Origin of the sequence: Paracoccus sp. SY, assembly GCF_002901215.1 — a bacterium.
Classification (GTDB): domain Bacteria; phylum Pseudomonadota; class Alphaproteobacteria; order Rhodobacterales; family Rhodobacteraceae; genus Paracoccus; species Paracoccus acridae.
Window position 1 is genome coordinate 1 of the sequence record NZ_NWMQ01000066.1, and the last position, 10,145, is coordinate 10,145.

The 10,145-nt window shown below is 60.2% G+C and carries 11 protein-coding genes and 1 pseudogene; 9 read left to right on the top strand and 3 right to left on the bottom strand.

What is annotated here, in order from left to right; genetic code table 11:
* The coding region (locus CK944_RS23815; protein WP_205049126.1) for a hypothetical protein at positions 1-274 on the bottom strand (274 nt) is incomplete at its 3' end.
* 193 nt (positions 275-467) lie between these two features.
* Here CK944_RS23815 and CK944_RS20420 point away from each other — a divergent pair.
* The 8 genes from CK944_RS20420 to CK944_RS20455 are packed head-to-tail and all read left to right on the top strand — an operon-like array spanning position 468 to position 8,698.
* Positions 468-1,205, top strand: a complete 738-nt coding sequence (locus CK944_RS20420; protein ID WP_103174903.1) for an IclR family transcriptional regulator — start codon at positions 468-470, stop codon at positions 1,203-1,205.
* A gap of 12 nt (positions 1,206-1,217) precedes the next feature.
* Positions 1,218-2,312: an ABC transporter substrate-binding protein gene (locus tag CK944_RS20425; protein ID WP_103174904.1), complete on the top strand. Its 1,095-nt coding sequence runs from the start codon at positions 1,218-1,220 to the stop codon at positions 2,310-2,312.
* Positions 2,313-2,362: 50 nt separating this feature from the next.
* Complete coding sequence (locus CK944_RS20430; RefSeq protein WP_103174905.1) at positions 2,363-4,081, top strand: iron ABC transporter permease; 1,719 nt, start codon at positions 2,363-2,365, stop codon at positions 4,079-4,081.
* Positions 4,074-5,150 (top strand): ABC transporter ATP-binding protein, encoded by a 1,077-nt coding sequence (locus CK944_RS20435; RefSeq protein WP_103174906.1) that lies wholly within the window; start codon positions 4,074-4,076, stop codon positions 5,148-5,150. The genes CK944_RS20430 and CK944_RS20435 overlap by 8 nt, the downstream gene beginning before the upstream one ends.
* 3 nt (positions 5,151-5,153) lie before the next feature.
* On the top strand, positions 5,154-6,320 hold the full coding sequence (locus CK944_RS20440) for a CaiB/BaiF CoA-transferase family protein (protein WP_103174907.1): 1,167 nt from the start codon (positions 5,154-5,156) through the stop codon (positions 6,318-6,320).
* Positions 6,317-7,141 (top strand): CoA ester lyase, encoded by an 825-nt coding sequence (locus tag CK944_RS20445; RefSeq protein WP_103174908.1) that lies wholly within the window; start codon positions 6,317-6,319, stop codon positions 7,139-7,141. The genes CK944_RS20440 and CK944_RS20445 overlap by 4 nt, the downstream gene beginning before the upstream one ends.
* Positions 7,138-8,007, top strand: a complete 870-nt coding sequence (locus CK944_RS20450; RefSeq protein ID WP_103174909.1) for an NAD(P)-dependent oxidoreductase — start codon at positions 7,138-7,140, stop codon at positions 8,005-8,007. Before CK944_RS20445 ends, CK944_RS20450 begins: the two co-directional genes overlap by 4 nt.
* Positions 8,008-8,017: 10 nt before the next feature.
* Positions 8,018-8,698: an RraA family protein gene (locus tag CK944_RS20455; RefSeq protein WP_103174910.1), complete on the top strand. Its 681-nt coding sequence runs from the start codon at positions 8,018-8,020 to the stop codon at positions 8,696-8,698.
* A gap of 209 nt (positions 8,699-8,907) precedes the next feature.
* Here the strand turns inward: CK944_RS20455 and CK944_RS20460 are convergent, their stop codons facing one another.
* The gene (locus CK944_RS20460; protein WP_103174911.1) at positions 8,908-9,303 is read right to left on the bottom strand and encodes a PIN domain-containing protein; all 396 of its coding nucleotides are present in this window, start codon (positions 9,301-9,303) and stop codon (positions 8,908-8,910) included.
* A complete protein-coding gene (locus tag CK944_RS20465; RefSeq protein ID WP_103174912.1) occupies positions 9,303-9,530 on the bottom strand; it encodes an AbrB/MazE/SpoVT family DNA-binding domain-containing protein in 228 nt (75 codons plus the stop codon). Before CK944_RS20465 ends, CK944_RS20460 begins: the two co-directional genes overlap by 1 nt.
* 411 nt (positions 9,531-9,941) lie before the next feature.
* Between CK944_RS20465 and CK944_RS20470 the strand changes: the two are divergent.
* Positions 9,942-10,145: pseudogene (locus CK944_RS20470) on the top strand (hypothetical protein); the annotation flags it as partial.

Below are 10,145 nucleotides of genomic sequence, written 5' to 3' on the forward strand. Positions count from 1 at the left end.
GAACCATGAGGATCTTCATTATGTGCCCTTTCCCTTCTTTGCCTGCTCGAAGACCGTCCTCTCGATGACAGGGCGTTGCGGTGAGTGCATGTGTCGGCCCCGCTTCATTCCGAGGTCTTTCGCTGATCGGTGTCGGAAACGCCGCGTTCCCCGTGCAGTTCCTGTTCCTGCTTGTCGCGACATTGCGGCCGTTGGCAGTGCCGGGCGTTTCAGCGGGATGCTCCAGGGTCCTCTCGGCGCGATGCTGGTCATAGCCGAAATCGGTCAGGACCACGATCTGGGCGATGCTGCTGCATCACACCACTCCAATCGAGATGCGCCGAACAGAAGGTTAGCTAACGCGGTCTGTCGTACGGGTTGAGTTGCGCAGGTGGCCAACCGAACAGGAGATCTCAGCATAGCTTGACGAGATAAAAAGCACGCACTATTCATAATCTCGAACGAGTTCATTATAGTGAACAACAAGCATGAGTGGCCGCGGCGTAGAACGGATTCTTGACCTGATCGAATGGTTCGCTTCCTTTCCGGGGACTGCGACCTTGTCAGAGGTTGCTGCTGCGCTTGGCATGCCCAAGTCTAGTGCCTTGCAGATGCTTCGAACGATGACGGAGCGGGGGTATCTGCAGCGCGACGCAAAAGGCGATTATCTGCTGGTTCGCTTGCCAGGAGACGTAACGGGTGCCGCCGGATACAACGGTGCACTTCTCGCGCTTGCTGCTCCTTTGATTGCCAAGGCTGTCGAGGATGTTTTGGAAAGCGGGTTTCTGGCCGTAATGGAAGGTCGGGACATTCGCTATCTGAACAAGATCCTGCCTGATCGGGAAATCCGCTACGACCGCGACATGACGAAGTCACGACCGGCGCACAAGGTTGCCAGCGGCATTGTCATCCTTGCGGCCTCATCTCCCGAGGTGGTGGACGCTTATGCTGAGGAACTGCCCGCAGAGGAGCGGGAGGCGATGGAAGCGATGATTGAGCGCGCGCGACGGGACGGGTTCTTTTTCAATGCTCAGGGGGTGGTCGAGGGGGCAGCGGGTGTCGCGGCCCCGATCCTCGACGCATCGGGGCGGGTCGTTGGTGCGGTCAACATCTCAGGCCCGCGGGAGCGCATGGCTGCGGCGGCCGATCAGGTCTGCAAGGCAGCCAAGGACACGGCACGTGCCATCACAGAGGTGATTGCAAGACGCGCCGTTAGACGAGTTTAAGGGAGGAACTTTATGAGACTTCAACTGACTTTGACCACGGCCCTGATTTTGGGGCTTCCGTTTGCCACCTTCGCCCAAGACGTTCCCGAACACTATCCGGCGGACTATGCCGATGTGATCGAAGCCTCGCGCTCGGAGAAGGGGCTGACGATCTACTCCAATATGGCAGACAACAACTGGGCTCCGATCATCGAGGGCTTTGGGGCCAAATATCCCTGGATCAAGGTGGAGACGATCGATCTTGGCTCCGGCACGGTTCACTCCCGGTGGGAAGCGGAAAAAGGCTCCTCCAGCCGCACTGCGGACATTCTCGTATCGGGCGCGAACGACCGCTGGGCTGCCTATGGCAAGGAAGAGCTCATGGAGCCATACCAATCGCCGGAATTCGAGCATCTGCCTGATTTTGCAAAGCCATATCCAGGAGTTGCCGTTATGTCGGCTGATCCCCTGGTCATCACCTACAACGCGGCGCTTTTGTCCGACGGTCAACGACCCACGGGCCTTACATCTCTTGTTTCGGCTGCGACAGATGATGCGGGCACCTTTGACGGACGGATTACAACCTACGACGCGGCACGCAACTCTTTCGGGCTCGCCGCATGGTGGAACTACATGGATGTGAAAGGTGAGGAGGGCTGGGACAACCTGCGCAAGATCGGCCCGATGATCCGTGGAGAGACCTCGGGCGGCCCGATGAATGAAAAGATCGCGACCGGTGAATATGTCATGGGTATCGCGGTCTCGGGCATTACGATCTTCCCGAGGCTGGAACAGCCGGGCGGTGAGATCCTTGGCTTTGCCTTTCCCGACGATGGCACGATCATGATGCTGCGCGGCATGGGCATCCCCAAAGGTGCGGCGAACGTGAACTCCGCCAAGCTGTTCATGGATTACGCGCTCTCGACCGAGGGGCAGACGCTGGTGGGCAAGGGCGGGCTCGTTCCCTATCGCGATGACGTGCCCGAGGATCAGGTTCGCTACACCTATCAGGGTATTGCCGATCTGGTGGGAGAAGAGAACCTGATCGTCGCCGGCTTTGATGAACGCCTTATCACCGAGGCAGGGCCCTTCGTCGAAAAATGGAACGCGGCGTTGGCCGGAAACTGATACTGCGGGTGGCCGCGCGCCACCCGACCTTCCGATAGGAACATCCACCGATGACGGACATCAGCGATACCGGCGCCTCGCGGCAGCCGATCGACCGATCGCGCCTGATCTTCTGGGGCGTTGCTGCCCTGACCACGGTGCTGGTCGCCGGGCCGATCGTGCCCATCGTGATACAGGCCTTTCTCGACAAGCCGCTCTATGACAGCTCCGCAGGCTTGACGCTCGGCAACTTCACCCGCCTCGCATCCGAGCCCGGGATGGCGCGTGTCTTCTTCAACACGCTGTATTTTGGCCTGCTGACGATGGTTCTGGCGCAGGTGTTCGGCGCAGTCATGGCTGTGTTGGTCGGGCGCACGAACCTGCCAGGTAGGTCCTGGATGGGCGAGGTATTCATCTGGCCGCTGTTCGTGTCGAACCTGGTGATCGCCTTCGGCTGGTTCACGATGTATGGTCCTTCGGGCTTCATGACCTTGGCAGCCAAAACCTATCTCGGTGCTGCTCCTTGGAATCTTTATACCGTCACGGGCATGGGCATCGTAGCTGGGCTATCCCAGGCGCCGCTGACCTATCTGATGTGTCTTGCCGCGGTGACCAAGGCCGATCCGCAGCTTGAGGACGCGGCGCGCTCGGCCGGGGCAGGGCCCTTCCATGCGCTCTGGTCTGTAACGATCCCGATGATCCGGCCGGCCGTGATCTACTCCGCCGTTCTGAACTTTGTCGTTGGGATCGAGATGCTGGCTATCCCGCTGCTGTTCGGCGGCCCGTCCGGCATTCAGACGGTGACCACCTTCCTCTATGACAAGGGGATCAACGCGGCAGTGCGTCCGGAATACGGAATCGTCGGCGCAGCTGCGATCCTGCTGCTGATCCTCGTGGCACTGCTGGTCTGGCTGCAGGGATACCTCATGCAGGCATCAGGACGCTTCGTGACGGTTCGGGGCAAGGCGAGCCGGCCATCGATCCTGGATCTGGGCAAATGGCGTTGGCCGGCCTTCGCCTTTGTCTTTGCCTTCATCTTCTTCACCATCCTGTCCGTATTCGGCGGCATCTTCATGCGGTCAGCCGTGACGTTCCTGACGCCGCTGATCCCGTTCTGGAAAGTCCTGACAACGGCGAACTTCGATCTCGTGTTTGAGTCGTCGACCTATGTCCGGTCCATTGTGAACTCGGTCCTCGTGTCCACAATTGGTGCGGCCATCGGCACCTTCTTCATCTGTGTCATCGCGCTTGTGGCGCGGCGGTCGGAGTTCCGCTATCGGCGGCCTCTGGAATACGTGGCGCTGTTCCCGCGGTCACTTCCCGGCATCATTGCCGGCCTCGGCTTCTTCTATGCAGTGATCTGGCTTCCCGGGGCGGACATGATCCGGGGCACGATCCTGGTCCTCATTATCGCCTTCATGGTGCGCTACATTCCAGTCGGTTTCGGTGCGATCGCCCCGGCGCTTGCCCAGATCGGCGAGGAGCTGGACCGCGGCTCCCGCATTTCCGGCGCGGACTGGTGGACAACGGTAACCCGGATCATCATGCCCATCCTGAAGCCTGCATTGTTCAGCTGCTACGCGCTTTTGTTCATTCACTTCTTCAAGGAATACGTGACCGCCGCGTTCCTTTACCAGCCGGGGTCAGAGATCATCGGTACCACCATGCTGCAACTGGTGGCTCAGGGCGATAATGGCCCCGTCTCCGCCCTTGCCACCATCCAAGTCATTATCACGGCGCTGTTTGTCATCATCGCGCGCCGTCTGTTGGGAGCCAAGATCTATGGCTGATCTCGTCCTTGAAAATCTGACGATCAACTATGGGGCCGTGGCAGCGGTCGAGAACCTGAACATCCACGTTCCTTCCGGAGAGTTCCTGACGCTGCTTGGACCTTCTGGCTGCGGCAAGTCCACCACGTTGTTTGCGGTGGCAGGGCTGAACCATGCAACATCGGGCACGATCCGCGTGGGTGACAAGGTCCTATTCGATGGCAAAGCGCGTAACACCGTACCACCGGAACGGCGCAACATCGGGTTGGTGTTTCAGTCCTATGCACTTTGGCCGCACAAGTCCGTGGCCGATAACCTCGCCTTTCCGTTGATCCTGCGGAAGATGGGTAAGGCCGAACGGGACGAGCGCATTCGTGAGGCGCTCGGCCTGGTGGAAATGCTGCCTTATGCCGACCGTTTCCCGTTCGAACTTTCAGGCGGCCAGCAGCAGCGCGTGGCGCTGGCCCGCGCATTGGTCTATCGTCCGCCGCTTCTGCTGCTGGACGAGCCACTTTCCAACCTTGACGCGAAGCTGCGCGAACGCGCCCGGGTGTGGCTGCGTGAACTGCAGGAAAGGCTGAACGTCACCACGATCTATGTCACGCACGACCAAGCCGAGGCATTGGCCGTCTCAGACCGCATTGCGGTGATGAGCATGGGGCGCATGCGGCAGCTCGGCTCGCCGCGCGAAATCTATGAACGCCCGGCTGACAGTTTTGTGGCCGACTTTATCGGCTCCTCGAATTTCCTCGACGCAAAGCTGGTGCAGAACGGTGCCGATGCCGCCCAGGTCCGTTTGGCCGATGGAACGGAGCTGACCACCCCGCCCGGCCGCGCCGCCCAAGACGGATCGGTGGTCGTCGCCGTGCGCCCTGAGCGTGTCGAGGTCGTGTCCGAAATGGGGCCCAACTGCATGCGCGTGATGGTCGAGCAAAAGGTCTATCTGGGCTCGGTCTGGCAATATGTCGTGCGGGCCGGTGCCGTGGAATTCCGTATCCAGACGACGTGGGAGATCAACGACCCCAACGTCATCGTCCGCATTCCGGCCGAACACTGCGCCCTGTTCGCCGAGAAGTTCGTGGGAACCTGAGAAATGATTCATTTCGATCCGACCCTTCGTGGGCCGCTTCACGGGATCAGGGTGATCGACCTGTCCCGTCTTGTGGCAGGCAACATGATGTCGTTGCAACTGGCTGATTTCGGGGCCGATGTCATCAAGGTGGAACCGCCACAGGGCGATCCTCTGCGTGACTGGCGCGACGCAGGGCAGTCGCTGCACTGGAAGACCTATGGACGCAACAAGCGGTCGATCGCGCTGAACCTGCGCGAGGCCGGGGCAATGGCGGTGCTGCGCCGTCTTCTGGAAACTGCCGACGTCTTCATCGAAAATTTCCGGCCCGGTACGTTGGAAAACATGGGACTTGCCCCGGAGGTCCTGACGGAAATCAATCCGCGACTGATCACCGTGCGGATCTCTGGCTTCGGCCAGACGGGACCCTATGCCAAGCTGCCCGGTTTTGGCACCTTGGTGGAGGCGATGAGCGGTTTTGCCGCCCGGACCGGTTTTGCCGATCGCGAGCCGGTGCTTCCGCCCCTGGCGCTAGCCGATATGATCGCCGGTATCACCGGCGCAAACGCGGCAATGATGGCGCTCTTTGCACGGGAACGCGGCGACGTGCAGGGCCAAGTGATTGACTTGTCTCTTCTGGAGCCGATCTTTTCCATCCTCGGCCCTGAAGCCGCGATCTACAAGACCACCGGCAAGGTCAAGGAACGATCCGGCTCGGCATCCAACACCGTGTCACCGCGCAACGTTTATCGGTGCAGCGACGGCAAGTTCGTGGCGCTGTCGGGATCGACCCAAACCGTTGCGATGCGCATCTTCGATGTGATTGGCCGCCCCGACATGAAGACCGACCCGCGCTTCGCGACCAACGTCGCCCGGGTCTCTCATCGCGACATTGTGGATACCGCGGTTGCGCAATGGTTCCTGACCCGCACACGCGACGAGGCACTGGCTGCGATGCGTGCGGCGGGCGCGACCGTTGGTCCTGTCTATGACATTGCTGATATCTCTGAAGATCCCCATTTCGCGCAGCGGGAGATTGTCGTGGACGTGGAGGATGCGGACAACGGCAGCCTTCCACAGCACAATGTCTTTCCCAGGTTTTCCGCAACGGCAGGGGGTTTCCGGCATCCCGCGCCCGCCATTGGCGAGCATACGGCTGAAATCCTCGCCGAGATCGGGATGACCCTATGATCCGATCGCTTCTTTATGTGCCGGGCAACATGCCTCGCTTTCTTGAGAAGGCGGGGCAGCGTGGTGCCGACGTCGTCATCATCGACCTTGAGGATGCCGTGCCGGACGCTGCAAAGACTGCGGCCCGCGACGCGCTTTCGCAAAGCGTGGCCATGATAGGCGGGCGGGTCTTTGTCCGCGTGAACATGAACGAGCGGCTGGCGGACGATGCGGTGGCGGCTGTCCGTGCTGGCGCCGAGGCCCTGTATCTTCCGAAGGTGAGCAACGTCGACACGCTGCACCGGCTGGCGGATCATCTTGCACCGCTGGAGCGTGATCGCGCGCCGATCGCGTTCGTTCCCTTGATCGAAGACCCGGAAGGGTTGTTCGAGGCGCGCTCCATAGCCAAAGGCCCCCGAGTTCTTGGGCTCGCGGCTGGCGGAGAAGATCTTGCGACTTCAATGGGAGCAATGCCAACTGCCGAAGTGCTCCGCCTGCCCAAGTTGATGATCCACTACGCGGCCAAAGCGGCGGGGGTCCTGTCTTTTGGTATGTTCCGCAGCACCGTCGACTATTCGGATATCGATGGCTTGCGCAACGCGGCGCGTGAGGCCCGGAGCTTCGGCTTCGACGGCGCAAGCTGCATCCATCCCTCCGTCGTGCCGATCCTGAACGAAGGCTTTGCCCCGACAGAGGACGAAATCACATGGGCGCGTCGCGTGGTGGACGCCGCCCGCGCCGAAGCCGCGGCCGGGCGGGGCGCCTTCACGCTGGATGGAAAGTTCATAGATGCGCCCATCGTCACACGTGCGGAAAGAGTGCTCGGAAAGGTGCAATCATGAAAACCATCGGCTTTTTGGGCTTTGGCGAAGCTTCCTACAACATTGCCGGCGGATTGCGCGAGGAGGGCTTCGAAGCCATTCACGCTTATGACGCAGCATGGGAGACACCGCCCGCTGCAGCGATGATCGCAGAACGCGCGGCTGAAACTGCTGTCACCCTGCACCCTTCGGCTGAGGCTCTGGTGGCTGCAGTGGACATCGTTATCTGCTCCATCAGTGCCAATGCCGCCGTTCCGGTCGCCCGTCGGGTGGCACCCTTTTTGCGGCATGGGCAGCTATACGTCGATCTGAATTCCGCCGGGCCCGACACGAAGGTGCAGGTCGAAAAGCTGATGCCTGAAGGCGTTATCTTTGTGGATGTGGCAGTCATGGGCACGGTCCCTGGCAATCGTCACAAGGTTCCGATGCTTGCCTCTGGTCCCGGCGCGGCAGCCTTTGCCGAACTGGGAAACAGCTTGGGCATGAAGATCACTGCGCTGGATGGACCAACCGGCAAGGCCTCGGCATCGAAGATGTTCCGGTCCATCTTCATGAAGGGCTATGTCATGCTGCTACTGGAGGCGGTGATCGCAGGCCGTAGCTTCGGGATCGAGGAGGATGTCCTTTCTTCCATAGGCCAATCGCTAAAAACAGATGACTTCCGCCGCACGGCAAGCGACCTGATGTGCCGCGCCATCATACATGCCGAACGGCGAGAGCATGAAATGGACGAAGTTGTCGCCACGCTCCGCAGTCTCGGGCTTGATGCCACCATGTCTGTTGCAGGCAAGGAAAAGCTGGCCTGGTGCAGCGCCCAAGGACTACGCGATTACTTCGGTGGCAAGCCTCCTGCCGACTTCCAGCAGATATTTGCAGCACTCCGCTAAGGACTTCCCAATGGCCAATGCAGGCTTTCGTATTTTTACGCGCATCAACCGCCCCGACCCGACGCTGATCGAAAAATTCCGTGGTCTTCCCGTCGCCAACATTGGTGACAGCATGAATCGTGCAGGTCTTCTCGACGCGCGGCTGCGTCGGATCAGTAAGGTCGACTTGCTGGGACCTGCATTCACCGTCAAATCCCGTGCAGGCGACAACCTGATGCTTCACAAGGCACTGGAGATGGCACAGCCAGGAGATGTCATCGTCTTTGATGGCCACGGAGACTTGACCACTGCCATTACCGGCGAGCTGATGATGCAAATCGCGGTCGAGAAAAAGCTGGGCGGTGTTATCATCGACGGCGCGATCCGTGATCTGGCGACGCTGCGGGAACTTCCCCTGCCGATCTATGCAGCCGGCGTCACCCCTGCCGGTCCTTACAAAGATGGTCCTGGCGAGATCAACGTTCCGGTATCTGTTGGCAGTGTGGTCATACATCCCGGCGATATCATCGTTGGGGATGAAGATGGCATTGTCGCCATTCGCCCTGTGGACGCGGAGGCTATCCTGGACAAGACGCTGAAGAAGCAGGCAGCCGAAGTTGCCAAAATGGCGGCGATCAAGGGCGGAACTGTGGATGTTTCGTGGATAGACCGAGAGCTGGAAGCTCGAGGATGCGAGTTCATCCACGACTAGAACCTGAGGCCGATTGTGCTGTCACCTGTCGCCAGTGTGAATGACGCGCTCGCGAAAATCCGGTCAGTCCAGTGAGTGATGCCGCCGTCGTGGACGGCAATTTGGTCGGCGGCGTGGCGTTCCCTGCCGCCGATCAACCGCTACTTTCGCCGTCAGGGCGGGCACACTGGACGGCTACGGTGTAGTTCACGGTGTGGGTGGATGAACCGTCATGTGAAGGGATTGCGGATCCGCAGTTGTCCTTCAACCAGCAAGCCGTTGTGCATGTCTTCAGACCAGAGAGACTCGCAGCCGGCAATCAGGGCCGCCGCCACGATCATTGAGTCATAAACGGAAAAGCCATAACGTGCCTGCAGAGCAAGCCCCACATCATGGGTGTGCAAGTCCAGATCCCGTACCTGGCACAGCTGGCGAATACCGTGCAGGAATTCCTGCGCTTCGTCTTGGCTCATGCGCGCCTTGCGCAGGCAGTTCACCATGGCTTCATTGAGCACTTGGACGCTGATCGTGCCGCCCTGCGCCAGCAGCGCCTCGGCCCGGTCACATTTAGCGCCGTCGTCCAGCAGGTAGAGGATGACATTCGTGTCGAAGAAGCCGCCCGGCATCAGCGGCTGTTCGCCTCATTCCGATCCAGCCGGTCCTTGGGCGCAAGACGGCCTCGAAAGCGGCGCAGTCCTGCCAGGATCTCATCAGGTCGGGGCTGACGCGCCACTGCGAAGCCTTCGGAAGCAGGATGAAGATCAATATGGTCGCCTTCACGCAGGTCAAGTGCCCGGACGAGGTCGGCAGGAAGGCGCACGGCAAGAGAATTACCCCATTTCGCCACTTGCATCTGGAGACTCCTTAATTGATCTACATTGCAACACGTATATCTTTTCATCCTTTTGGCAAGGGGCAAGGCCGCCAGGAGCCGCCCTCGTTTCGGCGTGCAGGAAACACGACCGACGCCGAAGTAGTTATTCCGGCCTGCCGCGAGGGTATGTTCGCGCATGCTCTCCAACTGCTTGGTAATGCCAATGAAGATCAGAGCAGCACCAGCAAAGCGCACACCAAGACAATGGCCAGCAGCTATCGTCTGGCGTGGAGAGTGCGGCCAAAGACCATCGTGGACCAGCGGCGAAGGGGTGCATCAGTCTCTGGACTTTGCAGAACTGACCCGCGCGGCAAAGGCGGTGGGCTCTAGGGCGCAGGGAACGCGTCGCCGGAGTGCCATGTTGATCTTGTCGAAAGAAAGGCGTCTGACATGAACACGTTCCTGATCAGCAGCGCCGTGGCGCTCGCTCTGACATCGACACATCTCGCTGCCGACCCGATCCAGACCTGGGGCCCTCTTGCACCCCTGGAAGCCACGTCCATGGAACGTCTCTGGCTGGCCAGGGACAACAACGGCAAGGGACAGGGTAACGGCAAGGCGATGGGGAAGGGCCATGGCAATGCCGGCCACGGC

What these genes read in the sequence shown, in the direction of transcription:
- CK944_RS20420 (WP_103174903.1), top strand. Translation starts at nt 468, where the DNA reads ATGAGTGGCCGCGGCGTAGAACGGATTCTTGACCTGATCGAATGGTTC.
- CK944_RS20425 (WP_103174904.1), top strand. Translation starts at nt 1,218, where the DNA reads ATGAGACTTCAACTGACTTTGACCACGGCCCTGATTTTGGGGCTTCCG.
- CK944_RS20430 (WP_103174905.1), top strand. Translation starts at nt 2,363, where the DNA reads ATGACGGACATCAGCGATACCGGCGCCTCGCGGCAGCCGATCGACCGA.
- CK944_RS20435 (WP_103174906.1), top strand. Translation starts at nt 4,074, where the DNA reads ATGGCTGATCTCGTCCTTGAAAATCTGACGATCAACTATGGGGCCGTG.
- CK944_RS20440 (WP_103174907.1), top strand. Translation starts at nt 5,154, where the DNA reads ATGATTCATTTCGATCCGACCCTTCGTGGGCCGCTTCACGGGATCAGG.
- CK944_RS20445 (WP_103174908.1), top strand. Translation starts at nt 6,317, where the DNA reads ATGATCCGATCGCTTCTTTATGTGCCGGGCAACATGCCTCGCTTTCTT.
- CK944_RS20450 (WP_103174909.1), top strand. Translation starts at nt 7,138, where the DNA reads ATGAAAACCATCGGCTTTTTGGGCTTTGGCGAAGCTTCCTACAACATT.
- CK944_RS20455 (WP_103174910.1), top strand. Translation starts at nt 8,018, where the DNA reads ATGGCCAATGCAGGCTTTCGTATTTTTACGCGCATCAACCGCCCCGAC.
- CK944_RS20460 (WP_103174911.1), bottom strand. Translation starts at nt 9,303, where the DNA reads ATGCCGGGCGGCTTCTTCGACACGAATGTCATCCTCTACCTGCTGGAC.
- CK944_RS20465 (WP_103174912.1), bottom strand. Translation starts at nt 9,530, where the DNA reads ATGCAAGTGGCGAAATGGGGTAATTCTCTTGCCGTGCGCCTTCCTGCC.